Annotated in this window: 23 protein-coding genes, 1 tRNA gene and 1 pseudogene; 14 read left to right on the plus strand and 11 right to left on the minus strand. The window is 36.1% G+C overall.

All coding sequences use genetic code 11. The features are described 5' to 3' along the window. Window positions 1-276 precede the first annotated feature (276 nt). The 3 genes from D5R40_RS02035 to D5R40_RS02045 are packed head-to-tail and all read right to left on the minus strand — an operon-like array spanning window position 277 to window position 4,304. A complete protein-coding gene (locus D5R40_RS02035; RefSeq protein WP_124143982.1) occupies window positions 277-684 on the minus strand; it encodes an acyl carrier protein in 408 nt (135 codons plus the stop codon). Further along, window positions 656-2,458 (minus strand): acyl-CoA dehydrogenase family protein, encoded by a 1,803-nt coding sequence (locus tag D5R40_RS02040; protein ID WP_124143981.1) that lies wholly within the window; start codon window positions 2,456-2,458, stop codon window positions 656-658. Before D5R40_RS02040 ends, D5R40_RS02035 begins: the two co-directional genes overlap by 29 nt. A 31-nt stretch (window positions 2,459-2,489) precedes the next feature. Next, complete coding sequence (locus D5R40_RS02045) at window positions 2,490-4,304, minus strand: fatty acyl-AMP ligase (RefSeq protein ID WP_124143980.1); 1,815 nt, start codon at window positions 4,302-4,304, stop codon at window positions 2,490-2,492. A 1,062-nt stretch (window positions 4,305-5,366) separates the two neighbouring features. On the opposite strand from D5R40_RS02045, the gene D5R40_RS02050 reads away from it, so the two are divergent. Then, the gene (locus tag D5R40_RS02050) at window positions 5,367-5,705 is read left to right on the plus strand and encodes a hypothetical protein (RefSeq protein ID WP_124143979.1); all 339 of its coding nucleotides are present in this window, start codon (window positions 5,367-5,369) and stop codon (window positions 5,703-5,705) included. Window positions 5,706-6,193: 488 nt separating this feature from the next. Next, on the plus strand, window positions 6,194-8,341 hold the full coding sequence (locus tag D5R40_RS02055) for a pentapeptide repeat-containing protein (RefSeq protein WP_124143978.1): 2,148 nt from the start codon (window positions 6,194-6,196) through the stop codon (window positions 8,339-8,341). Between the two features lie 475 nt (window positions 8,342-8,816). Here the strand turns inward: D5R40_RS02055 and fba are convergent, their stop codons facing one another. The 5 genes from fba to D5R40_RS02080 form a co-directional block, all read right to left on the minus strand. Further along, on the minus strand, window positions 8,817-9,896 hold the full coding sequence (fba, locus tag D5R40_RS02060) for a class II fructose-bisphosphate aldolase (protein WP_124143977.1): 1,080 nt from the start codon (window positions 9,894-9,896) through the stop codon (window positions 8,817-8,819). Window positions 9,897-10,488: 592 nt separating this feature from the next. Then, window positions 10,489-10,560: transfer RNA gene (locus D5R40_RS02065), tRNA-Lys, on the minus strand. A 993-nt stretch (window positions 10,561-11,553) separates the two neighbouring features. Next, a complete protein-coding gene (locus tag D5R40_RS02070; RefSeq protein WP_124143976.1) occupies window positions 11,554-12,426 on the minus strand; it encodes an aldose epimerase family protein in 873 nt (290 codons plus the stop codon). Window positions 12,427-13,082: 656 nt separating this feature from the next. Beyond that, window positions 13,083-13,295 (minus strand): hypothetical protein, encoded by a 213-nt coding sequence (locus tag D5R40_RS36925; protein WP_192901074.1) that lies wholly within the window; start codon window positions 13,293-13,295, stop codon window positions 13,083-13,085. A gap of 112 nt (window positions 13,296-13,407) precedes the next feature. Further along, on the minus strand, window positions 13,408-15,165 hold the full coding sequence (locus D5R40_RS02080) for a CapA family protein (protein WP_124143975.1): 1,758 nt from the start codon (window positions 15,163-15,165) through the stop codon (window positions 13,408-13,410). A 389-nt stretch (window positions 15,166-15,554) separates the two neighbouring features. Here D5R40_RS02080 and D5R40_RS34395 point away from each other — a divergent pair, with 389 nt between their 5' ends. From D5R40_RS34395 to D5R40_RS02095, 5 genes are all read left to right on the plus strand, one after another. Further along, the gene (locus tag D5R40_RS34395; protein WP_161564401.1) at window positions 15,555-15,713 is read left to right on the plus strand and encodes a hypothetical protein; all 159 of its coding nucleotides are present in this window, start codon (window positions 15,555-15,557) and stop codon (window positions 15,711-15,713) included. A gap of 79 nt (window positions 15,714-15,792) precedes the next feature. Next, complete coding sequence (locus tag D5R40_RS02085) at window positions 15,793-15,939, plus strand: hypothetical protein (protein ID WP_124143974.1); 147 nt, start codon at window positions 15,793-15,795, stop codon at window positions 15,937-15,939. 143 nt (window positions 15,940-16,082) lie between these two features. Beyond that, window positions 16,083-16,343 (plus strand): IS1 family transposase, encoded by a 261-nt coding sequence (locus tag D5R40_RS02090; RefSeq protein ID WP_511035263.1) that lies wholly within the window; start codon window positions 16,083-16,085, stop codon window positions 16,341-16,343. A 454-nt stretch (window positions 16,344-16,797) separates the two neighbouring features. Then, a complete protein-coding gene (locus D5R40_RS34400) occupies window positions 16,798-16,938 on the plus strand; it encodes a hypothetical protein (RefSeq protein WP_161564400.1) in 141 nt (46 codons plus the stop codon). A 128-nt stretch (window positions 16,939-17,066) separates the two neighbouring features. Continuing rightward, entirely contained in the window at window positions 17,067-17,381 is a 315-nt protein-coding gene (locus D5R40_RS02095) for a DUF6679 family protein (RefSeq protein ID WP_124143973.1), read from the plus strand. A 119-nt stretch (window positions 17,382-17,500) separates the two neighbouring features. Here D5R40_RS02095 and D5R40_RS02100 read toward each other — a convergent pair whose 3' ends face one another. Continuing rightward, window positions 17,501-19,102, minus strand: coding sequence for an MBL fold metallo-hydrolase (locus D5R40_RS02100; RefSeq protein ID WP_124143972.1), 1,602 nt, complete (start codon window positions 19,100-19,102; stop codon window positions 17,501-17,503). A gap of 226 nt (window positions 19,103-19,328) precedes the next feature. After that, on the minus strand, window positions 19,329-19,760 hold the full coding sequence (locus tag D5R40_RS02105; RefSeq protein ID WP_124143971.1) for a hypothetical protein: 432 nt from the start codon (window positions 19,758-19,760) through the stop codon (window positions 19,329-19,331). A gap of 161 nt (window positions 19,761-19,921) precedes the next feature. Here D5R40_RS02105 and D5R40_RS36930 point away from each other — a divergent pair, with 161 nt between their 5' ends. Continuing rightward, window positions 19,922-20,149 (plus strand): hypothetical protein, encoded by a 228-nt coding sequence (locus D5R40_RS36930; RefSeq protein WP_192901073.1) that lies wholly within the window; start codon window positions 19,922-19,924, stop codon window positions 20,147-20,149. 143 nt (window positions 20,150-20,292) lie between these two features. Here the strand turns inward: D5R40_RS36930 and D5R40_RS36935 are convergent, their stop codons facing one another. Then, complete coding sequence (locus D5R40_RS36935; protein ID WP_192901072.1) at window positions 20,293-20,460, minus strand: hypothetical protein; 168 nt, start codon at window positions 20,458-20,460, stop codon at window positions 20,293-20,295. A gap of 417 nt (window positions 20,461-20,877) precedes the next feature. Here D5R40_RS36935 and D5R40_RS02115 point away from each other — a divergent pair, with 417 nt between their 5' ends. The 6 genes and pseudogenes from D5R40_RS02115 to D5R40_RS02140 all read left to right on the plus strand — a co-directional run bounded on the left by D5R40_RS02115 (window position 20,878) and on the right by D5R40_RS02140 (window position 26,009). Beyond that, window positions 20,878-21,747 (plus strand): phycobilisome linker polypeptide, encoded by an 870-nt coding sequence (locus D5R40_RS02115; protein ID WP_124143970.1) that lies wholly within the window; start codon window positions 20,878-20,880, stop codon window positions 21,745-21,747. Window positions 21,748-22,014: 267 nt separating this feature from the next. Continuing rightward, window positions 22,015-22,776, plus strand: coding sequence for a phycobilisome rod-core linker polypeptide (locus tag D5R40_RS02120; protein WP_124143969.1), 762 nt, complete (start codon window positions 22,015-22,017; stop codon window positions 22,774-22,776). A 233-nt stretch (window positions 22,777-23,009) separates the two neighbouring features. Then, complete coding sequence (locus tag D5R40_RS02125) at window positions 23,010-23,552, plus strand: phycobiliprotein lyase (RefSeq protein WP_124143968.1); 543 nt, start codon at window positions 23,010-23,012, stop codon at window positions 23,550-23,552. Between the two features lie 332 nt (window positions 23,553-23,884). Further along, window positions 23,885-24,626: pseudogene (locus tag D5R40_RS02130) on the plus strand (IS1 family transposase). A gap of 412 nt (window positions 24,627-25,038) precedes the next feature. Then, a complete protein-coding gene (locus tag D5R40_RS02135) occupies window positions 25,039-25,659 on the plus strand; it encodes a chromophore lyase CpcT/CpeT (protein WP_124143967.1) in 621 nt (206 codons plus the stop codon). Window positions 25,660-25,703: 44 nt separating this feature from the next. Then, window positions 25,704-26,009 carry a CpeR family transcriptional regulator gene (locus tag D5R40_RS02140; RefSeq protein WP_124143966.1) on the plus strand — a complete coding sequence of 102 codons (306 nt, stop codon included), beginning with the start codon at window positions 25,704-25,706 and terminating at the stop codon, window positions 26,007-26,009. Window positions 26,010-26,102 lie beyond the last annotated feature (93 nt).

Genomic DNA, 26,102 nt, shown 5'->3' on the forward strand with positions numbered 1-26,102 from the left:
TTAATTCAGCCCGGATTAAATCTTACTACAAAAGTCGTTAAGTCTATTTAAATTTAAACCCTATCCTCAAAAGCAGGGTCTTATAGCACTTGAAGCAAAGGTTAGAACAGCTCAAGAGTCTAAAACTTAGACCAGGTGTAAGATTTTTCCTTTTGCCTTCTGCCTTCTGCCCTCTGCTATATTGCTGTTTGCGTAGCATCCCGCAGGGAACTGCTGACTGCTCATAGCTAAATCCTCACATAACTAAGAATTTTCTCCGGGGGTTCTTCAGTTATTTTATGAACCACTTACTCCCTTCCAAAAACCACCCCAACCTTTACCAGATTTTTCAGCAGTTTCTTCCGCTTCTTCTGTTTTTTCTTCAGAGCTTGCCAAATTTTCTAATGCCTCAGAAATATCAAATTCAGAAACTAAATATTGAGCAGATTTTTCTATAGTTGGATAATCCCAAAATAAAGTAGAAGGTAACTCTAATTCTAGTTCATCTTCCAGCTCACCAACTAGAGTTACTGCATCAATTGAGTCCAAACCATAACGAGTTAAAGGTTCGGTAAATTCGATAGTACTTTTGTCAACAGACAATTGTTCTGCTAACTTTTCAGCAATCCACTTTTGTAAGATTTCTAAGGGGGAATTTTCTGTTTTTGCTTCAGTATTAAGCGTGCTGGAGTTCTGAACTTGCATTTATTTTATTCTCCTGTTTTTTAGTTTGTGCTAGTTGAAAAGGAACAATAGAAAAGATTTTATTTTCGTTATCAAGTTTGAGCATTTCTTGAGTAACTTTTTCCCAATATAATTGGTCTACTTTTCGTGAATGCCCAAAAGGTTGCAGTAGACGATTTAAACATAGTACCAACCACTCACCACCTGCAAAAAACTCACCCAGTATTTCGCGGTTATAAATCCACATATGCAAACACGCAGCAGCAGCGTGTAAAGCACAGTATTTTTTAGCTATTTCAAATAATTCTGGTGACTGGTCGTGACCAAACTCAAATGCTGAATTAGCAATTTTTTGGTCGTGAGCGTTTACTTCTTCAATAATACACTCAGTCAGTGTAGTAATTTGCTCTAAAACTTTAGTATTTATGTTAGCAGTTTTTAAAGCTTTTAACTGTTCTAAAGCAATTTCTAATCCTTGTAAAGCATCATCAGATCCCCGTCCTACAATTTCCAGTTTTTCTGGTTCAAAAGTAGGCAATTGTTTCTCCAAGGAAAAGATTATTTCCAGACGAGATTTAATTGCTTCCATCTTAGCATAATTCCGTCTAGAACGTTGTTTTGTTAACTGACGAAACTGTAAAATTAGAGAATGCAAATTAACAACTGTACTACCATCAAATACACTAATAATTGAGTTATCTCTCAGCACTTTTTGAAACATTCCCCAGTCATGTTCTTCCCGCATATAAAAACGAGAACCTAACACCACTGAAATATTATTAATCATCGTTTCTAGCTGAGTAGTAACAAAATATTTCACCACTGCACCCCAGACACTAAATTGTCCAGGAACAACATGAAATCCTCTCGCTGCTCCAATTGTTTCACAATCACCAATTAAGATGTCTAAAAAGGCTTCAGTCAAAGTTCTGCGAGGTTGAGGAATATCTAAAACTTTTTTGTTGTAAACAACTCGATTGATCGCAAATTTTAATGTAGTTCTTAAGGCTGTGTCAGCAGCTCCAAGAGAAAAAGCTGCACACAAAGTTCTGGTAATTTGAAATCCTTTCAGAGCTACTTCTAGACCGGATCCTTCTCCCTTAATCAACATATCTTCAGGAACAAAGCAATCCTTAAAACCTATCCCACTCATATCAGAAGCACGAATTCCGTGGGTAAGGATTTTTGGTAAATTGTAGTAATTTGCTGGGTCTAGTCGGCTTTTTTCTACCATAAATAAAGACAGACCTCTAGCTCCTCCATCCTCTTGGTCTGTTTTTGCTAATATATAAGAAACTCCAGAAATAGTTGCACGATTTATCGGCCACTTTTCCCCATTCAGTAAATAACCTCCAGGAACTTTTGTTGCGTTCAAATCTCCACCAATTAGGTCAGCACCATGTTCCTTCTCTGAGTAACCAAGGCACATTGCCCCATGTTCATCTTTAATATAGGTTGCTAACTTTTGCTTTTGTTCGTCTGTACCTGCCATCCAGGTAATAAAAGACCAAAATAAGGTAGTAAAAGCAATTCCAATTGTTTGGTCGCGTCTACACAAAACTCTAACAAAGGCCAAAAACTCTTCAAAAGAAGTAAACTCCCCCCCACAATTAACAGGGATATAGTGGTGTTGTAACTTCCAATTATAGAGCCACTCAATTTCCTGATGTGGAAATTCTTCACTCTCATCAATTTCAATTACTCTCTTGAAAGACATTGTACTGTCTGGATTTTGTGGATCGCCAAGAGCACGCTCTAACTCTTCAGCTACCCAATATTGCTTGAGTTTATCCATGCTAAATCTCCTATTTATCTAGGTTAAATTTCTAGCTATTTTTCATTTGGGATGCTAATGACTCAACTTCTTCTTGTAACTTTCGATACTTGGAGGTTAGTTGAGGATTTTCACTCCAGTCAGATATCACGTCTAGGGTTCCGGCCAAAAAATTGGAACGACAAGCACGACGTTGAATCTTGCCACTAGCAGTCTTAAGAATATTTCCTGACTTAGCCAAAATTACAGCATAAGCTTGTAATTCATGGTCTTCTGAAACAGCTTGGCGGATATCATTGATGACTTTCTCCGTATCCAAATCTTGAGTGCGACGTTCTACCTCTTGAACAATGACTAAATGTTCATCACCCCTAACTTCGACTGAAAAAGCAGCACCATAATCTGGACGAAGTGCCGGATGAACCTGTTGTACTGTCCACTCAATATCTTGGGGATAGTGATTTGTACCTCGGATAATAATTAAATCTTTAATCCTACCTGTAATATACAGCTCACCATCTTTCATAAATCCTAGGTCTCCAGTCCGCAAAAACGGACCTTCCCCACTATCTTTGATGTAAGCTTGGAATGTTTCTTTAGTAGTTTCTGGACGTTCCCAGTAGCCTTGAGCTACACTGGGGTCTGATACCCAAATCTCTCCCACTTCATCAGTAGCACATTTTGCTAAAGTTTCTGGATTGACAATAGCTACCTGAGTTTCACAAACTAAGCGACCACAAGATGGATAAGCTCTTACCCCTGTCGCATCAGGAGAAACTTCTACAATTTTATTTTTTTCTACTAGATCTGTTGCATCTATAGTGCAAAGTACTGGGTCTGTGAGTTTAGGTTTGGCTGAAACCAGTAAAGTATCTTCTGCTAGTCCATAACATGGAGCAAAAGCATTCCAACGAAAACCACAAGCTGAGAAAGTTTTGTAGAAACTCTCCATAACTTTTGGGTTAATAGGTTCTGCTGCATTACCTGCTGCTTCCCAATTACTAAGGTCTAAAGTAGATAGTTGTTTTGGCTTAACTCGGCGAACACAAAGGTCATAAGCAAAGTTAGGTGCTTGAGAGTGGGTCGCTTTGTAATTTGACAGAGCTTGCAGCCATCTCAGGGGTTGCTTCACAAATGAAAATGGGGACATTATGTAGCATGGAGTTCCATTATATAGGGGTTCCATCATTCCTTCCACTAACCCATAATCGTGGAAGAAAGGCATCCAGGTAATAGTTTTGCTTTCTGGTGTGTACCCACAAGCTCTCTGTAGATAGCTTAAGTGATGAATCAAATTTTTGTGGGTCAGCATTACCCCTTTTGGAGTAGAAGTAGAACCAGAGGTATACTGCAAATACGCTAGTGTATCGCCAGTAATACCTGGATCTTTCCATTCCTGAGCTATTTCTAAATCAACAGATTCAGTATCTATCCAGCGCATTGTCTCGAACTCAGGAAATTCATCAGCCACTTCTTCTACAAGGGAAATAATTGTGGCCGTTGTTAGCACCAGGGAAGCTTGAGCATCTTGAACTATGGCTCTAAGTCTAGGCAAAGTTCGTTTGAGACGACCTGCTTCTGGAGGAGGTACTGGAATTGCGATTACTCCAGAGTATAGACAACCACAAAAAGCTGCTATTGCTTCTAGTCCTTGTGGATAGAGTAGTAAGCCTCGTTCTCCTTTGACTTGATGTTTTTGTAGCAATGCTGCAATAGCTCGTACTCGATGCTCTAGTGAAGCATAAGTAAAGTTTTCCCCTTCTTTTTTGCCGTCAACCAAAAAAGTGTATGCTAGTTTTTCTGGTTGTTCTGCTGATAAAGTTTGAAGTAGGTCTATTAGGGTGGAATATTTCACTGTCTCACTCATTAGAATAGGAGAAGTATTGGCTTGTATATTCAGATATTATTTGGTTATCTGGATTGGACTTAGGATTTTACTTTAGATTATTTATCCTGAGTAATACACCTATTAGAATGTAATTTTAGTGACATTTACTTATTTTGCTTGAGCCTCAAAGCTTGATAAAGCGCTGCAATAAGTGGGTTTTCAACTATGAGGTGGTAATTTTTTTTACTATACTCTTAGCCAATCTGTTTTATTTTGGCATAAGTTGATCGACGATTGCAACTTTTAGGTTGGTTCTTTACAGAATCTTTAAGTAATCGGATAGGCTTGCAGAGAATTTTATCCTACTTCGACCTTTTGAAGGTCAATTTTTAATACTAAAAGTAGTACGGCAAGAGCAAGAGTGGTTAAATACTTAACTTTGGCTTCCAAATCAAAAAATCCGATTCAACTGAAAGCAGAAGAGCAGGGTAGGGGAGCCGTAAGTTTGACCAAGTAAGGAGGCAGTCCAAAAATCCAGGGCTATTTCATTCTTTATAGATTACCTGGGTGTTGGGAGTATGGGAAGTGTAGAGAAAAACTACAACTTTTTTATGGGTTGAATTAACTGTTTGGGGGTTTGCATTTTCCCATATCCCCCACCAACCCATACCTCCCAAACTCACTCCCCCCAATAAGTTTCAGCCTTAATGAAACAGCTATGCCAAAAATTGGAGATTTAATTTTTTGTTATTTCCTGATGTAGCAGTCGAAGCAGAACTTAGGACATTCCTAAATGCTCCAACCCAGTCATAGATTACGTATGTACGGGCGAATGGCCATTCACCCGTACTGACTTCTGACTTCTGACTTGCGCGTAGGGCTATAGTTGGTCAATCATCTCAATATTCTATATTATTTTAGATAAAAATATAGAATATTGAGAATTTATAGTAGTCGAAGGAAAGGTTAGGACAGATCAAAAGCTTAAAACTCAGACAACGTAAGATTTTTCCTTTTTTCTTCCTTCTTCCTTCTAGTATATAATTATTCCTGAGCAAATATTATCTATAATTTGATGAGTTAAAGTAAAACTTTTTTTAGATGAATAATTACAACAATAATAACTTTAAAAAAAATCCCGAAGTAGACGAGGGATATGTACCAAATGTCTTGAACCCTCTATCTAATATTTTTAAGTCTATTCAAGGTTTTTATTACCAATTGTTAGAATGGTTTAAGGAACTTCCTCAATGGGCAAAAATTATAAGTTTAATTATTATTCCTCTATTCATAATCAAGATATTAGAGGCGATTATCAGTTTAGTTTCTTTGTTAATTACTATAGCTGTGTTTGGAGGAGCGATTTATATAGGATATAAATTTTTATTCTTACCTAATTATTCAGAAACAGGTAAAGATGAAGGTGAAAGACAGAAATGAATTATGATTATTGCTGCAAACTATTAATAAATACTCAAAAATATAGATATTAAATATAGATATTATTAATACATTAAAAAATATATAAATAAAGACGAATACTAGATTTATTGGCAGTCTTAGTCTGAGTAAAATTTGCTCAATTAGATTAGTTATAGTATTTACCTAGTGTAGTGTGAAATAAAGTATCAAAATTAGTTTGACCACAAAACAATAATAGTATATAGTATTTCTGCGATCGGTTACCAGCACTGTATGAATTGATTACAGGTTTTATCTGTTAACAAAATTTAGACATAACGGATAAGTTTGGAAAGTATGGGAAAATAAATATAGAACCAGCTTAAATGTGATATTAGCTCCTTATTTGTTCCTAGTTAGGAAACTAAAAAAAAGGGTGAAAACAGGTGGCCTTAATAGTAATACCATACTTAACGGTGCAAAATAATTAGTCTAAAAGTTGAGAATACTAGAGTAAGCACATCAATATGACAAGCCCAACTTTTGGTTCAGATATTTCAGATATCAATAATAGTAATAACACAGAGGCATCGTGGCAACAAAAATCCCAGCAATTACCTATCTGGGTCCGTAGATGTGGTGCTTGGACTACAGAAGTATCCCTGGTTGTTCTTAGTGGAATAGTTCCATTTTGGCTTGGTCACTTGGGTAATATAGGCAACAAATCTGTTCCTCTCAACCCAGTAGTAGCAACCACCACAGAAGCAATTGCCAATACTTTAGGAATTCCTTTACGAAACCGTTATCAGAAAGTAACACCTCTGGCTAATCTATTTTGGTCTGGAGCATTATTAGCTCCTTTAGCAATTGTAGGTTGGCAATTATTTTTGTTAGCTAGAACAGGTCAAACATTGCCTAAGCGTTGGTTTGAAATCAGAGTTGTGACAGCTTTAGGAACTTCTCCAGGCTTGAGAAGAACCCTAGTCCGTGAGGGTTTTGCTAAATGGGGATTACCTATGGGAACTGCCTACTTGATTTGGTATCTAACTGGGGCATTTCCTTCTTTGGCAATTCTATTAGCATTGTCAGGGTTAGCATTACTAGGTGATATTTCTTTGATTCGTTTCAATAAACTACGCCGCACAGGACACGATCGATTAGTAGACACTTTTGTTGTAGATGCTCGCTCTGGCCAATTAGATTCTAATCCTTTTAACTTTATCGATACTCAGACACAAGCTTCAATAGCAGCAATTGTTACTACTCACAAAAAATCAGAAGGTTTTCATCTTTGGCCTTGGATGCGAAAAAATCCAGGTATGACTTTACTGATGATAACTGCTTTAGGTATGGTCTCGGTTTTGGGGACAATTTTTGGCACTCATGTTTATATTCAAAATCAAGCAAATTGGCGGGAGTTTAAACAACAAGATAATGATATGTTTCTGGCTCTTGTGAATAAGTTGTCCCTGACTTCGACTAAACCTCAGCAACGACAAGTGGCAGTTTTAGCTTTGGGTTCTACTAAAGATCCTCGTGCCATACCATTGTTAGTAGATTTGTTGGGGCAAGAAAATGAATCAAGTATACTTGATGGAATTCAACAATCTTTAGTTAGTGCTGGACCAATGGTAATACCGGAACTACGTCGCTTAAATCAAGCCCTCAAAAATGATCTAGATTCTCTAAGCTATGGAGGCAACTCTCAAGAACAGCTTCTGGTATCTCTGCGACTACGAGCTACTCAAAAGGCGATCGCTAAAGTTCTCAAAGTTTACAGTGGGTCGGTTAAAGAGGCTGACTTAAGTGGCGTTGATTTAGGTCAGATAACTTCTGGCCCTGCTAGCTTTACTTTGATATTAGAAAATACTGATTTGTCTGGAGTGAAATTTAGAGGCGCTACTCTTAATCAGGCTAGTTTTAAGAATAGTCGCTTTTATGGACCAGGAAAAGATAATCGTTTAGGAACTTTTGACGATTTGATTGCTGATTTGAGTGGAGCAAATCTGATAGAAACCAATTTAACGGGTGCGACATTTGGCCCAGTGGTGATGAAACGTGCAGACTTATTTAGAGCAATTCTAAATAAAGCAAAAATGCCTGATTCAATTCTGACAGAAGCCAACTTAAGCAGTGCTAAGTTAATTGAAACTGATTTACAGCGAGCAAATTTAACAGAAGCAAGTTTGACTGGTGCAGATTTAGGAAGTGCTAATTTATCAGAAGCTAATTTACGCAGAGCTCATTTAAGTAAAGTTAAGGCTGAAGGAGCTAGCTTTCAATCATCTAATTTAATGGAGTCTAATTGGCAAGGAGCAAATTTATCAGGGGCAAATTTCAGTAAAAGTAATTTGAGAAAAGCAGATTTGAGTTTAGCCCAACTAACAAATGTTAATTTTCGGAATGCTCAACTACAGAATGCTAATTTACGAAACGCAGATTTGAGTTTGGCAGATTTACGAGGAGCAAATTTGAGTGGAACTGATTTAAAAGGAGCCAAATTAGTAACTCCAAAACCGGCTCAATTAGACCAATTTTTGGCAAGTCCACTTGAGACATTCAAATCCGATTATTTAAGGGGAGTTAATTTTAATTTTGCCAAAAACTTAGATCCTAATCAAATTAATTACATTTGTAAACAGGGGGGAATTCACGAGCAATGTACGAATAATTAGGGTTTGTAGCAGACAGGAGACAGGAGACAGGAGACAGGAGACAGGAGACAGGAGACAGGAGACAGGAGACAGGAGACAGGAGACAGGAGACAGGAGACAACCCTCCCCTCGCCCCTCGCCCTCCCAGGAGGGGAAGACAGGAGAAAAGGGTCGGGAGCGAGGGGGTAGGAGTAAAAATTGTCAATTTGGGATTTTTCTGCCCAACTATGAGCCTAAAATACTAACTTTTTGAGCATCAATAGCTGAAAAATTTGCACTGCAATTCGACCCCAAAAAGACACTTTTCTTTATATGTCAATGCTTTTAGATTTAATCAGCAGAGCAATAATTAAATTAAAGTAGTGGGTTTCTCGATCGAGCAGTTAAGAATGCTAAAAAAAAATGAGAAACCCTAATTATTTTCAGGGCTTCTCATCAACTAAACTAATTAAATATTTCAGAAGCTTCAAATGTAGAATTCTGATTGTGCTATAAACTACACTGCTACTGCTTTTTTAGTAGTAGCAGCTAATTCTCCACTAGCATATTTGGCAGCAAACTCATCCAAGGTTTGAACCTTAATTTTGCTAGCGTTACCAGCAGTACCAAATTGTTGATAGCGATCAGCACAAACCTGTTTCATGTACTTGATAGAAGGTTTCATAAAGTGACGAGGGTCAAAGTTAGAAGGATCTTGAGCAGCAGCTTCACGAATAGCAGCAGTAATGGCCAAACGGTTATCAGTATCGATGTTTACCTTACGAACACCACTCTTGATTCCTTTTTGAATTTCTTCTACAGGTACACCATAGGTTTCTGGAATTGAACCACCATATTTGTTGATCATTTCCAACAAGTCTTGAGGTACAGAAGAAGAACCATGCATAACCAAGTGAGTATTGGGTAGGCGACGGTGAATTTCTTCAATACGGCTAATAGCTAGAATTTCTCCTGTAGGCTTACGGGTAAACTTGTAAGCACCATGGCTAGTACCAATAGCAACTGCTAGAGCATCTACTTGGGTACGTTCTACAAATTCTACTGCTTCATCTGGGTCTGTCAAAAGTTGTTCACGAGAAAGGACGCCTTCTGCACCATGACCATCTTCTTTATCGCCCATACCAGTTTCTAGAGAACCTAAGCAACCTAGTTCTCCTTCTACACTTACACCAATGGAGTGAGCAACTTTAACTACTTCAGCAGTAACATTAACGTTATAGTCGAAGCTAGCAGGAGTCTTAGCATCTGCCTCTAGGGAGCCATCCATCATCACGCTAGTGAAACCATGGCGCATAGCAGAATAGCAAGTAGAGGGTGCATTACCATGGTCTTGGTGCATGGCGATGGGAATATGAGGATATGTCTCTACGGCGGCTATAATTAAGTGACGTAGAAAAATTTCACCAGCATACTTACGCGCTCCACGAGAAGCTTGGAGAATTACAGGACTGTTTGTTTCATCAGCCGCCTGCATAATGGACTGAATTTGCTCCATGTTGTTGACATTATATGCAGGAATTCCATAACCGTTTTCTGCTGCGTGGTCTAATAATAACCGCATTGGTACGATAGCCATACCTTGTCCTCCTATATTTTTTGTTATTAGCCGATGGGTAAATTTGATTTACTTAAGTTTAAATCTTACGACAATATTAAGACAAATTGAAGATTCTGTCTATCAATATAATATTTTAGATATAAAAATTATTATGGCAAATAATATCTACCGCTTTAACGAAGTCAAAAGTCATAATTTCTAAGTCAGAAGTTATATTTGTAACGGGGATTTGAGCAAAGCTCCAAAAATATTTCGCCTTAAAAGACGGGGCTGCGCGACCCAATTAGGGTCTGCTGAAAAAATTGGTTGGTGGGGGTAGGACATGGGGACGCAGAGACACGGGGACGCGGAGATGGAGGAATAGGCAATGCTTTCAGCCATTTTATGTGAAGAAATCTTCTTGATTTTCAGCAGAAAATTTCAGTAAATTGATGCCAATAAGAGCCATAAACTTGGAGATAAACTGAATATCAAAAGCTCCATTACCTTAGCTATCCTGACTTTTAGCTTTATTCAGCAAGCCCCAATTATTTTGATAAGTATAAAGGCAGAAATTTTATAGAGCAGTGGTGAAGCTCTGAATTAATTATTTTTAAGATTTTAATATTAGTGGGTCGCCCGGGATTCGAACCCGGAACAAATCGGTTAAAAGCCGAGTACTCTACCGTTGAGCTAGCGACCCCTATTAATTTTGTTTTATTTCACACTTCCACTAACTATAGCATAGTCATAATTAATATTGCAATAGCTTTCAGAAAAAAATTTGAGATATTGTGAAACCTTTATGGACAATTTAGTTCTTCTATATAACATAATTAAGTTCATACCTAAGGAACAAATCAACACTAATCTCACTAACTATTAAATGTAGCAGTGTGCGGTGGTATATTTACAAATTGCAGGAACTGCCCAATAGCTAAAATTCTTATATTATCAGCTTTTTATTCCCCCTATTGCCTGTTGCCTGCGCACAGCGCTATATATAGCGTTTATCAAGTTACTGAAGTACAGTTATTTTTCTTCTTTTCTATTACCTACTACCTACTGCCTGCTCCCTACTCCCGCGCAACAAACGAATTTTATACCTCATCAGCATGGGAATTGCTATATGATAGTTATAAATATTTGACATCCTCTCAGGCCTGAAGGGGCCGGGATTCTCCTGAAACCAGGATTCTTGGTTTGCTGAAGCAAGGCTACGCCAACAATGAGTCCACTTAAATCAGATATGCAAGTGATATCTAAGCCAGAGATGGTTTTCTCCTCAAGGGTTTGCTCTATTGCCTCCTGCGGAGGAGCTGCGCTATCAATATCCTGTGGAATTATGCCCTACGGTACAGTTCAAACCTCAAAACTTTGGTTCTCTGATACTTGATGCTTAGAGTTTTTCCATGCACAAGCATTACTGTAAAAAAACTATTACTCTTCTCTTGTCTTCTCTTAGTCAACATTTCCTTGCGCCTGACGGCGACGCGGGGTCTGACCGCAGTTTTAAGGTGCTAGTTCTAGTATTAGTAGCTAGGTTTTTAGAGTGGTTGAATACCTTCCAACAAATTCTAGTATAACACAAATTCTAGTATAACACAAAGTTGCCCTTTTAGGGCAAGGCTTTAAACCCAATTTTTCGGTAAAATCATTACTTGTTTACCACTACCAAATATATAATATGCAAGCATTACAAAAATGTTGCAGTGAGCCTAACTAGCATTTCACAGGAAGACCCAGGCTCTAAATCAATTAAACGAGAACCTGTATTTAGGGAATTTGGAGTAGCTGTCCATGGTTCTAAACAATAAAATTCTTCATTTTTCACCGTCCAGAAAGCCATAGTTGAATAAGAAGATGTATAACTCAGAAGAATCTTGAGACCACGACTTCGATCGTAGACTGTAGTGGCCAACCCTGTTAATTTTTCAAATATTGCATTCACTTCATCTTGATTAAGGTCAAATTTACCATTATTATAGTGGACGATTCCTGTTTTTGGTTCCACATATTGCATTGAAGGGATATCAAAGTGAAGCTGATGCTTGTTTGGAGCAAAGAAATAAGGATGTAGTCCTGTCGAAAATGGCATCCTTTGTGTATTGCTCAAATTGGTGTAAACTTGGAATATTTCTATAGAATTACCTTTGATTTGATAAGTAAAAGTTAATTGAAAATCGAAGGGATAAACAGTTTTTGTGAATCTATTACTGGTTAAAACTAGAGTTATTGAAGCTCGGTCTTGAGTAGACTTTTCTATGACTTCCCAAGGTAGTTCTCGTGCAAATCCATGTTGTTGGAGAGAGTAACTATTACCATTATATTCGTATATATTATTAGGTAAGTTGCCACAAATGGGAAACAGGATAGGTATACCACCTCTTACTATTAATTCTGGATTTTCTAACCTTTTGGAATCACAGTAAAGTAGCTCCTGATTATTAATACACCAACTTGTAATTATTCCTCCTCTCTCTGGAACGACATTTATACTAGAATTAAATCCTAAATCAGAGAGGGTATAAGTCTTGTATTGTTTTTGTTGAAGTGCGATGGCAAACACAGTTTTTAATTCAGGAATTGATTATTTAATATTGGGCATTGGGTGATGATAACTAGAAATAAAAATCTACTTTCTTGGTGATTTGCCCAATCATTATTTAGACCTCTAGTTTTTATATGATTACAGTATATTGACTACTCCCCGGACTCAAGTCACGGGGATTCTAAGTAGATACTACGCAACATGATAAATCCGTGTTACTCCGTCTGTTCTTAGCTGACCAAAGAATATTCTTTGGGCACAATGAAATTGTCCCCCTACACAGTTGGCTTAAGTCTAAACTTAGCTTTCTGCTTACTTTTATGATAATATTTGCAGCCCCATTACAGTCTGCATTCACAAAACAATTATTACCACTCCTATACAAACTACGCTGTCTTGATGCAGTCGCTCATGGGGGAAACCCCCTTTGGCGGCGCTGCATCGCTTTATTCTTTTCGGTGACGGTTTCCAATCATTGGGTTCCTCACCATCAATAGGAAGATTTTCACCATCTAAAAATGAAGCGACACTTGTATAACTTTCTTGGTGTTTCTAAAAATAGAATCCCATATTCAGAGCATAATTTAGCTATTCTTTCTTTAAGTCTAGCTGTAGGAATTGGTACAAATTATGAATTACTTTTTTTTCCTAATTTTATTTCATTTTTCTGACCTTTATTCCAACCAAATACAATTGTAACCAATAGAATTTTTTAAACAATGATTAATGACTATTCTGGCTGCTTTATTAATACTGTCACGCATTTGGCGGTTACGCTTTTCTGTAATGACAGCTAGTTTATTTGACCAAAATCCTTGAGGTTGATTTTCTTTGATAGTTGATATCTGTTTATTGTACCAACGATTTTTTTTAGATAGTATTTTCATTTTGAACTTTATTCTACGTCATTCGATACCTCATATCTTCAGAATCATTGAATATAAAAAATAGAGTATGTAGCCATAGTTATTATAGTTATTAATGTTTGTATGATTTTAATTAAATTCTTAAACGTGGCAATTCAATAAAAGGTTCTTTGATAAAAGGTTCTTTAATAAAAGGTTCTCTTTCTTCTTTAGCAGATGCTTCAGGATTCAATATTGGTGGTAGAGAAAAGCTATTGTGACTATCTACACCAGCTTCTCCTTCAGACAAATTCTGAGAATCATCTGTGGAATTTTGCTCATTTTCTGTACTTCTAGGTGGCAACTTAGGTAAAGTTGGAGTTGATAAAATATTAGAGTTCGATCTACTTGGACTGGAGTTACTACCAGCAAACTTTGCAGAAGAATCAATCTTATCTATCTTGAGAGGGGTTCTCATGGGTTGATGGAAAACACTAGAAATTTGAGCAATATGACTGAGAATTTCCTCTCCTTTTTTTCCTGTAACAACTTGAGGTTGGTATTTGCTAACTACTATCGGCAAAAACTCAATCTTCATTTTGCCTGGTTTTAAAGAGACTTTCAAGATTGCTGTCTCATAATCACTCTCTTGATTAGAAGTATCTCCAGAAATCAAATTACCCAAAGAATATATAATAGGTTGCCCCTTATAAATTTCTGCCCCCTGCAATACCTTAGGATGATGTCCTACAACTAAATCAGCACCTTGATCGATTGTTGACCTAGCTATATCCATTTGCCAGTCTCCAGGATATTCTGATAATTTTACTCCCCAGTGATAGTTAACAATAATCCAGTCTACCTGCTTTCTCAGAATTTGAATATCTGTAGCTATCTGGTCTTTATGGCGACTGTTAACTCCTACTATCCCAGCATTTGGTTGAAGATCTGTATCATCATAGCTGAGGTAGGCAATCTTTTGGCCTTTAACCTTAATAATCTTGGGTTTTCTGGCCTCATCTTTTGTTTTGCCCGCTCCTACAGAGTGAATATTTGCCTGCTCTAGAATATCTATTGTTTCAACTAAGCTTTGTTGGTTATTGGCCTTATTCTGGTCGTTGGCCAAATTCACTAGATCCACTCCTCCAGAAGTCAAGACATTGACATAGTTAGAATCTACTGCTAGTTTATTCTGACTGTTTGTACTATTGATGGTAGAACGAGTCAGAGGATTTTCCAGATTAACCATTGCCAGATCAGCTTTTCTATACTCATCCATTTTGGCAAAAGGTAACTTATAATCCTCTTTTACTACATCAGAAACTGGATGAGATAAATTGACATCTCCACCAAACATTAAGGTAACCGTAGGGTCGTTTGGGTTTGTGAGTTTTATATTATTAATTACTCGTACTTTTCCAGCAGCAGTTTCCACTGATGAAATTGAATTTCGCACTAGCACTTCATAATAACTTACCCAACAACCCAATATAAAGGTAGCCACCACTGAACCTATTAATATGAAAGAGCGGAATATTTGAAATTTAAAATTATTACTTTTGGTGGGAATATTAGATTGATTATTTAATGTTCTTTTTAGTGGAATTCTAACAGATTGTTTCCATAGGATATTGGGTGAACCCCTAAAACGTCCTATAATGTTTACTCTTTCTAGCAAAGGAGAATTCAGTTGATAAAGTTGCTGACAAATAAACTTGATTAATTTCTCTGTTGGAGGTTCCTTCTGAAACTCTACTAAAACTTGTAAATATCCAGTGGTTTCTTTAGCTACACGAGCTGATATCCCTTGAGGTTTTAATTCTTTATTTATCCAGTAACTAATCGCCTTAAAATCACCGGATCGTGCTAATTCTAAAAGAGATGGTGGAGTTAAAGTAGGTGTGTAAGTCATATTTTAACCTAATAGTTAAAGCTTTCAGATAGTAGGTACAAAAGTTTGAAAAAATCAACAATACTGTATTTTATCTAAACAAATATGTCATCCTGACTCCGGTTGTAAGTTTTGCCTAAGTCTGTATCAGTAAAATTGACATACGTTAAGCAACAATTTTAATATTTATGACAAAAATTATCTGTAGTTTAGTATGGAAGTCAAAAAAAAATATTTTAAAGAATTAAATCAGGAAGATACTGAAAGATATAAATAATATAGGTAGTCCTAAATATGTAAGGATAGAAGGAAAATATCCAGAATATAGTGTGTTAATCTGATGTCAATAATATTATATCTTGTCCCAACTGTACCTCAAACCAGATTGTCAAGAACGGTAAAATTCACGGTTGGCAAGCAAAACTTTAGATGCCGAGACTTTGGCCGACAATTTGTCCAAAATCCCCAAGGAGGAGATGACTAACCAAGAAATTAAAGAGTTTATCAATCAACTCTTGCAAGAATTGCTACCCTTAGCTGCTATTGCTCGCTTCACGGGAGTCTCTTAGCCTTGGTTACAAAGATATGTGAATCACCTTGACCAAATAGTACCCATACAGGTAGAAGTGGGAGTCAAAAAAAGGACATATGACCATCCAATGTGATGATATGTGGTCATTCGTTGGACATAAAGGAAAAAAGCAATGGGTTTGGTTAGCTATAGATTTTGTGACTCGAGATATTGTAGGAGTGTATATCGACTCCCAAGGTATTGAGAGGGCAGAAGGATTATGACGTTCGCGAAGCGTGGCGGAGTGCCCTATTACACATATGGTAAAAATCAAAAATCAAATCAATTCTTATCCATAAATTATCAATTATTTCTCCCTTTTGCCAGATCAGCTGTTGCCTATTGCCTCTTTTCTGGATATGTCTATATGCTACCACAAGTGTATAGACAATGTGCTGTTTGTTACACAGATTTTTGGTCTGGTTATCAAGAGATTTTTCCCAGCAAGGGACATCAGACTCTAGGAAAAGAAACTCGATCAACAAGTTACATTGAGCTACTCAATAATACTTTATGCCAAAGGATTTCTCCCTTGCTCAGAAAGACTATCTCCTTTTCCAAAAAGCTAGAAAATAACATTGGAGCGATTTGTTACTTCATTCATCATAATGCATTTTTACCTGTTTAGGAATACCATAATATAAGTATATATAGCTTCAATTTATAAATTATAGTTTTGATGATTTGGCAATTATGCCTTATGAAATTTTAAGTTTTATAGTAGCCCATGAATTTAAGTTTATTTATTTTTAAGATATGAACAAATCAGCAATTAGTGATTGTATTGGCAATGATGACCATCAGTCATGCAAGTATTACCATGTTGTCCTCATCTTGTAAAATCTGACTAGTAAAAAAAATTAAAAAATTATCTAAAGTTAATTGAGTTAATCAGCTAAAAGCTTTAATAAGACTAAAATAGAAGTAGGTAGTTTGACTTTCATTATCAATTACTGTTGTATAGTAGAATTAAAAATAATGAAAATTAAGTATAACAGTATAGTAAATATTCTTAAATTGCAGATCAGGGCAACAAGTTGTTCTAAAAACTGATATTTAAGTTACAATATCTCTAGGAGTGAATGTTTAATGTAGTAGTATTACAAACTAACACCACTTCCTATTACCTTTTAATGTTGCAAGCTGAAAAATTAATTTCTCTTCTCATAATTCCTTGGTGGGAGTTATGTGTTGATGGTAGTCATGCTAGTCATAGACCTTAAATATAGTTTTGAGTGTCCACTAAACCAAACAAGCTTAGAGAAAAAATTTGTCTTTGCCAACATTTTCAGTAAATAGTCTTCTGTAAGTATATTTGATCAAACTTATTGACTGGGAGTATAGAAAGCCAATGCTACAACGCAAGATATATCAAATTTGTTGTGATGGTCGTGAAGTCTGTATTTTTTTGCGAGATCAGCAGCGTTGGGTTGAAAAAGCAAAGATATTAGATATAGAGGGAGATTTAGTAACTATACGCTATGAAACAGATGAAGATGATGAAATCTGTTCTTGGGAAGAAATGGTACGTTTAGAAAGTATAGGGGCGATTACCCAAAAATTAGCATCTGTACCAAGGAATAATATAGAACCTCTAGTATCTGAAGATTGTCCAGAAGCTGAACGGATTCGCAATCACTACCCAGAATCAAATCAGCAGGAATAATATTTTAAGATATGATATTAATTATGTATTTACTGATATTTTATCCCTAAATACAAAACCATATCTTAAATGACTGGTTGTATATAGAATAGCTTGATTAATTAGTCATTTTACTCTGTTTATTCAGTAGAAGGAAAATGAAGGGACTTAAACATAGGACAGTACCCATCAGATGTTACCCTAAATCCATATAGAGCTGAAGTAGGATTTGAGCAATGTTGTCCTCGATAATATAAACAATTACCGCAACAATCTAACTCAGGAGAAATAAAGCGATCGCCAGTCTGATAAAGAAGTTGTCGTTGAGAAATCCCTCTCATAACCAACTCTTCTCCTTGCCAACGGACTTCCACAATACCTGTATCAGCAAAAATTGGCCAACGACTATCATTTGTAATGCTCTGAGGTAAAGAAACTATTACCTCTGTTTCCAACTCAGTTAATTCTCCCTCATAATTAGTTTCAGGTAATGTAGGTACTATAAATGTATCACCAATTGGTAACTCTACCAAAACACCATTACCTGGAGAGTGGAGTTGATAACGGTTGCGTAACTCTTCAAGATTAGTCAGGTCAGCTATATAACTAGGACTGCCATGAACAAAAACTATATGTTGAGGACGTAGGTTGTGAATTAACTGTGTTGTTCCCAGTCCATCACAATGCTCGGTCAGAAGATATGTTTCAGTATGAACAAAATTCAACTCTTGTGAAATTTTTCCTGGTGTTTCAGGTACTAACACAATAAAAGAATTATCTTGATTCATAACATATTGACTCAAATCAGTATCCCGGTCTGCAATGAGAATATATGGCTTTTCTCCAGAAGGAAATTTTCCTGGCAACTGCCTAAGCACGCGCGGTCTGACCTTTTCGTCCCAAAATAAAGGTTGATGTTGAGCAAAATTTTTAACTGCTGGAGGAAATTGGGATAATAGTTGTAAATAAAGGTCACAAACTTGGGCAACTTGTTCCTCAACCCAAATGTCCAGATCGCGACCTGTGAAATAGTGATGACTGCGCAGAAGCATTAACAATTCTTGTCCTAATCCTAAAGCAGGGGTAGGCAAAATAACCGACATTCCAGAAGTAATAGCTTGATATATTCTTTCTGCAAGGTGATTTTCTAACTGTCGTCGATGTGGATAACGAGCTGTACCATAACTACCTTCAATTATTAAAACATCTGGTTTTAGTCCTCGTAAATCTCCTAAAGGTAAACCTTCAACTAAACGACTATTGGATAAAAATAAATCTCCTGTGTATAAAAGCTTATAGGTTCGATTATCTTCAGCAGTATAAGTCAGAAGAAAAACTGTTGCCCCAGGTAAATGACCAGCAGGAAAAAGCTCTACAGTTAGATCACTACAAAGTTCTATTGGTGAGTGCCAAGGTAAAGGTTGACATAAGTCAGGGATTTCAGAAACAGTAAATTTTGACCAATTGAGAGGTAAAAGTTTAGTTGTTGCTTCACTAGCGTATATTGGTAACTGTGGAAAAGCTTGATGAAGTGCAAGTAGTCCTTGAGCATGGTCTGAATGTGCGTGAGTACATAGGACAATATCTGCTGGGACCTGTTGTTTATTTTCATTAGTACTAGTTAATAATGAAATATCTGCAATACCACAGTCTAATAAAATCCGGTGTGAACCTATTCGGACCAGCATACATATTCCATCATCTCCATGACCTACGCTGTAAGCTAAACATTCTAAATTCATGACAAGGTTAACTGCTTACATTCAGGAATATTTTGATTATCAAGAATTTGAAAATTTGGCGATCTTGAACTGCAAGACTTATCAGTAGAGTACTTCATCATAAAAAATAGGTTAAGTGGGAAACCACCGTCTTTTAAGCGGTGGATGGAAACGACTCGACGGGTTTTAACCCGTAGTCAAAAAAACGTGTTATTATTATTAAATAACTTAAAAAGTAGCCTCAATATCAAAATATTCTCTGATACTGCAATCTATAAACACTATTTCCGATAGGATAAGTAGGATAAGAAAGTAATTGAGATGTATAATTTGATTTACATTCTATCACTCTAGCGTTTCGCTTCGCGACATGAAAAGCTTTTTCGGCTACCTGACCTAGTATTTGAAAGAATTGATTAAATGCAGCATCTAACCAAGATTTATTTAACCTAGACTTGGACGATTGACCATTAGGTAAATACTTTCCATTTTCATCTTGTTTGGTTTGATTTCTGCAAGTTAATCCTACTAGATTTAACTTTTCTATGAAAAATACTTTTTTACCTGTCCGAGTTAATTTATAAGTTGTTTTATACTGGAAATATTGACGACTTCTAGCTATTTTTTGATGGATTTTGCCTTCGCGTTTTGCGTGCTTTGCGTCTGGCTTTACTGCCATTTTTACGTTTGTTCTTGCGTTGGGATACTTTGGTTAGTTTATCTTGATTTATTCTTAAAGGTTTGAGAGAAGGAAATAAATTACCTTATGAAGTGGCTAAATAAATGTCTTTGTCTAACACAGCATCTAAACCTATAGAGTTTTCCCAAGTCGGTTAAATATTGTCAGTTTTCAACTCAGGGATTGATTTATCCTCTAAACTTAAATTTATCAACCAGCCATCAGTTTCTTTGGTTAGTGAAACTTGTTTGATTTGGGTTAGTTCAGGTATTGCTCTATGGGTTATGACCTTAATCAAACCTATTTTAGGGATTAAAATATATAACCATTTACCATTGATTGATGAAAATTTTAACCAAGAATCATTAGAACTCTTGAAAGTTCAATGAACGATATCTAGATTTACTTTTAAACCTAGTTTTACCGCTTCTTTTGTATTACTATCACCTGTTACAAATCTAGAAAATGTTGTTTCTACTCTTTTACAGACATCCTGCAAAACTGTTGAGTAAAGTTGGGAAAAATCCAGATATTAACTACTATGCTTGACTTTTACTGTAGCCTTTTTCAGTTCTGGTAATTGCTTCTTCTGGTTGTAATAATTTGGTTTGTCTTTTAATTCAGGTAAATGAGAAATCAGAGGATAAGCATTGATAGGACATCTGTCTTGCTCCCACCAGTTAAAACGTTCTCCTAACATTCTGTTGTACCAATACCGACAAACCCGAAGTCAGTTGTTTAGTGTTAAGTTCTGGCTAGTTTCTGGATATATACGATATTGGTATGTATATTTCATTGCTAATAGTTAAAAAGTTTTGATATATTCCTCCTGAACAATTTTTGAGCTTAATTATTATTGCTAGCTTAACTTGAATGAGAAGAAATCTAGTATATATTTCTGTAGATTTACAAAAGTTTATAATTCTTTATAATTAAGAGCTTGCTAGCAGTGTATATTCCAAAAAAGTAGAAAACTTAAAGAAATAAGCTCATAAATTTATACAATCTAAGTTCCTGGTTCAGGAGTAGATTGTAGCAATGAGCCAAAATTTTTCAGTTTTGTAACTAAAAAATACATTTTTTCAGCAAACCAGATTTTACCTAGGAGATAGTTCAAATGGTTTTTGGACCAGCATCTCAATTAGGGGTTAGCCTTTTTGAAGATACAGAACCCGTGGAACTGTTGCCCGGAAGCTCATCAGAAGAAAAAGAAACTGTGATTCGAGCTGTCTATAAGCAAGTTCTGGGCAATGCTTACGTCATGGAGAGTGAAAGACTCTCTGTACCAGAGTCCCAACTCAAAGAAGGCGAAATTACTGTCCGTGAATTTGTACGTCAAGTTGGACGCTCTGACTTGTATCGTTCTCGGTTCTTTGAAAGTTGCCCCCGCTATCGTGCAATTGAATTAAACTTCAAGCACTTTTTAGGTCGAGCTCCCAATGGTTACGATGATATGAAGTTTCATAGCAATGTCCTTGATGAAGGAAGTTTTGAAGCTGATATTGATTCCTACATTGATAGTGAGGAATATGATAGTGCTTATGGGGAAAATATAGTTCCTTATTATCGAGGCTATAAAACCCAAACCGGCAAAAAAATGGTTGGTTTTACTCATATGTTCCAACTATTACGAGGTGCTTCCAGCAGCGACTTAAAAGGAAGTTTGTCTGGAAAAAGCCCTGCTTTGAATAAATATGTGATTCAGGAAACACCTTTAGCGGTAGTTCCTCCTTCTGGTGGTTCAGATGGTTGGTCATTCCAAGATACACCTTTAGGTGCTAGAACTAGACAGGGAGTAGGAGCTGATTCTGGTGGTAAAGTTTACCGCATTGAAGTAACAGCTTACCGCTCAAAAGTAGTAAATCGTGTTTCCAGATTCCGCCGTAGCAATCAAGTATTTTTGGTGCCTTTTGATAAACTTTCCCAAGAGTACCAAAGGATTCATCAGCAGGGTGGTGTAATTTCCAGTATTACTCCTGTTAGCTAGGGCTTAAAATTAGAAAATTATTTACTCTTTTCCATGAATAGCTTAGTTGCTAGATTCCTAATAACTAAAAGTTAAATTATCACAACTTAATAGTGCTAATTTAGCAATATTAAGGATAAATCAAGGGTAAAAATTTTCAATAATTTTCAGTGATTCATGGTTAATGGCTATGATGTTTATACTTGTTAAATTAATGGCTATTAACCATGAAAACTGCAATCATAATCAATAGAAAAAATCAAAATCTTTTAATTAGAGGAGTTAAGAATGTCACTTTGGGTAGATACAATAGATCCAATAGAACTACGTTCTAATGCTACAGAAGATGAAATACAAGCAGTGATTAGAGCTGTTTATAAGCAAGTTTTGGGAAATATCCATGTAATGGAGAGTCAACGTCTAACTAGCGGGGAATCATTACTCCGAAATGGGGATATTTCTGTCCGTCAATTTGTTAGTATGGTTGCTAAATCCGATCTATATTTCACCTTGTTTTTTGAATCATCTTCTCCTTATGGATTCATAGAACTAAACTTTAAGCATTTATTAGGTCGCCCTCCCGAAGACCAAGCAGAAATTTCTGAACATACCCTTATATACAATGAACAAGGATATGAGGCAGAAATTGATTCTTATATATACAGCGAAGAGTATACTGAAAACTTTGGGGAAAACATTGTTCCATACCCACGGGGTAATAGCAGTCTAGTTGGAATGAAAAACGTGGCCTTCAATCGGATGTTTGCTCTGGAACGAGGAAATGCTACAAGTGACAGAAACAAATCTTCCCGACTTACTTCAGATTTAGCTACTAACCTTGCTACGAAAATTGTTCCACCTGCATATTTAAGTGGACCTTATAGCAATACAGTCAAACGTTTCCAAATCTTAGTGACTAAAACTGGTATTGGTCCTACTGTAAAACTGAGTAAAACAACTTATACAGTATCTTACGAGCAGCTAACTTCAAAAATTAACAGCATTCAGAGAACAGGTGGTAAAATCCTGAAAATTACTGAAGTTGGTTAACAAGCTATCAGCTATCAGCTAAAATCGGCGGGTTCGGTGTCCTCCACGCTTATTTGAAAAATTAGTGGTGTGGGTGTTCTAGGGGTTTGTAGACCAGGAGCGACTTCTCTTGAGTATCTCCCATATTATGCCTTGAGAGCTGACCGCTGACCGCTGACTGCTAATTGCTATTTTAAGAGGGACCTGTTTTAAACTAACAGGTTCCTGATTAAATATTATTCAAGATAGGAATAATGGATGTTGTAGAATTTGTTGAATGCTCTATAGGACGCTGGCGATCGCAACGTAGTGGCCATAATTTAGCATTTAGTCATTTTGAGGAAGTTCGGTCCACGATAGATATTGTCTCTTTACCAAAAACGGCTCCAGAAGTTATAGAATTGTGTAAGTCTAGTGAAGTAGATATTGCTCAAGCTGTTTCTCCTTTTCAGATGAGTTGGCAAGGGGAGTCTGACTGGGATAATGATGAAGTTATTGAAGGTAGTTGTGTATTAGTACCAATACCCGACCTGGATAATCTCAAAAAAGGAAAATTATTACGTTCCCAAGGTTATGCAGAAACTATTGCTGCTGTGGGAGAATATCAGATTACTGAAGATGGTACTTTTGTTCTACATACAGAGTATGACCGTGCTGCTGCAGAAGAAAAAATTTGGTTTGGTACTCCCAATCTGAGGTTTCGAGTATCCTTGATTAAAACGAGTGATGGTAATGGTGTATTAACTGCCTCTTTTTCATCAGAAATTCGTTCTTTGTCAATGGAAGAAAAATCATGAGTCTTATCTATCACGGTAATATAATGTCCGGTTGAATACTTAATAAATAAACAACTGAGGAGTCAGTCCTCAGGAGGGAAGAAAGAAGAGGAGGAAAAGGAGAAAGTTTTGGTAGTCCTGTATATGTAGTGATAAGTCAATATAAATTATTAGTTTTTGATATTAATATTGAAAATATTAAGTTTTTCCTGCTCAAAAAAAATCAAAATTATTGTCTCGGCGATCGCTACATATTATCAGAGATAAAAATATCAGAAATCAACCCCAAGTACCCTGAAAAAAAGTATGCTATTATCTATGACAGTAATAATAAAAAAATCTCTATAATTCAGATGTCAAATCATCAATTAATCTGTCCTAGTTGTGGTAGTAATTATATTGCCAAAAATGGGACTATTCACAACAAAAAACAAAAATATCAATGTCAAAATAGTCTCTGAAAATTTGTCGAAAATAGTCACAGAAATTATATTAGTCATGAAACCAAAGAACTGATTGATCAGTTATTACAAGAAAAAATTAGTTTGGCTGGTATAATTCCAGTAACAGGTGTGTCATAAAAATGGCTCCATAATTAGGTCAATAATAAGTATACTCATATTTCACACTCTATTAAATGTACAAAAAAAATAGGTAAACTCACTATCAAATGTGATGAAATGTGGTCATTTGTAGGTAATAAAAATCACAAACAATGGCTCTGGTTAGCTATGGATATAGACAGTAAAGAAATTGTGGGTTTTTACTTAGGGGAAAGAGGAGAAAAAGGGGCATTAGGATTGTGGAATTCATGACCAGGTATCTATAGACACTGTGCAGTTTGTTATACAGATTTTTGGTAAGCTGATGATCTTGTTTTTCCTAATTCAAGACATAAATCAGTGGGGAAAGAAACAGGTTTAACATCTTATATAGAAAGATTAAATAAGACTTGACTTCAAAGAATTTCTCGGTTGGTCAGAAAAACTTTATCCTTTTCTAAAAAGATAGAAAACCATTTAGGAGCTACGCGCGTATTTTATTGATCATTATAATGAAGCGTTGGCGGAGCCTAGCGGCAGCTATATCGCCTGACCACCATTTTATCACTGCATATACAGGACTACCAAAGTTTTTTGGTCGCGTAAGCGGAAGGGAGTTCTATCACGCTCTTATCCGGACATGATATAAGTGGCTAAAAACCAGAATAAGGTAGGTTAGCAAAATAGATTTAACCAAAATCTACCTAAGTTTTTAAGGTTTTCCCAAAAGTCATTTGTAATTAAATTTGCCCAGATACTTAATCTTTAAATGTCTATAATCTTATTTTGTTCAGATCAGGTACAAAATGTCAAATTAGATAGAACAATTAGTCTAAAATTTTTATCATTTACCTTACCTAACCTAGATTATACATACTTTAAAAAAATATAATTTGACTCAGTTAGTCAAAACTGACGATCAAATAAAAAAAAAGAATTATCAATAAAAAAAGGGAAGGTAAAATATGACTATTTCCCATACAGAAAATCAGACAAAATCAAAGGATATAATTACTCTAGCTAGTTGGATGGCAGGGTGCTTTAGTAACCAAAAACAAGCTTCTGCCAATCGAGTTCTTTATGCTCATATTTATATTTATTTCCGACCTTTACCATATCAATTTTTTTCTGGTATAGGTTTTTATTCAGAGCAAGTTTATGACTATGACCTTTGGAGTCCATATCGTCAAGGAGTTCATCAACTTATAGATAAAGGCGACCATATTTACATAGAAAATTATAGTCTCAAAGACCCTATTCTCTATGCAGGAGCAGCAAGAGAACTTGATATTCTACATACTATTACTCCAGAAAATATAGAACGTCGTTATCATTGCTCAATGGTTTTTAAACGAGATGGAGAAAAATTTTTAGGGAGTGTTGAACCGGGAAATAAATGTTTAATCAATAAGAGAGGATGTGAGACTTATCTAGTTAGTGAAGTAGAATTAACTGAGCAAACATGGGAAAGTTTAGATATAGGAAGGGATGTTAATACACACGAACAGGTTTGGGGTTCAAAAGCGGGACGTTTAAAGTTTGAAAAACAAACAAGTTTTGCTGATGAATTACCGATAGAAAATTGAAGGTGACAAATTATCAAAAAGTCTTGAGGGAGGACTAATAGAAAATGTTGCCACCAGTAGCAGAAAAAAAAATGCAAAGCTGGATTAGAACCAGACATTTAATCTGTTCAGGAAACTTTTTCTTGTTTGAGACAGTAGAGTATTCTACTGTTGATAGGTTTGCAGAATGTGTTCAAACATTGGGCGGGAGTTTGATATCTGTTAAACCTATTAAGAAAATTTGGATTGGTAATCATAGAAAAGTAGTTCTTTATCAAGCAAGAGCAAGTCTCCATACACCTCACCACGATTTGAAACAATACTGGATCAAAAACGGCGGTTTTTATACAAGGTTTGATGAACGGGGTTAGATTCAACAATTAATAATTATTGAAGAAGGAGACAGGAGACAGGAGACAGGAGACAGGAGGAAAATTACATGGGGATTCGCTCCCCCAAGTAAT

Origin of the sequence: Okeania hirsuta (genome assembly GCF_003838195.1) — a bacterium.
GTDB classification, from domain to species: domain Bacteria; phylum Cyanobacteriota; class Cyanobacteriia; order Cyanobacteriales; family Microcoleaceae; genus Okeania; species Okeania hirsuta.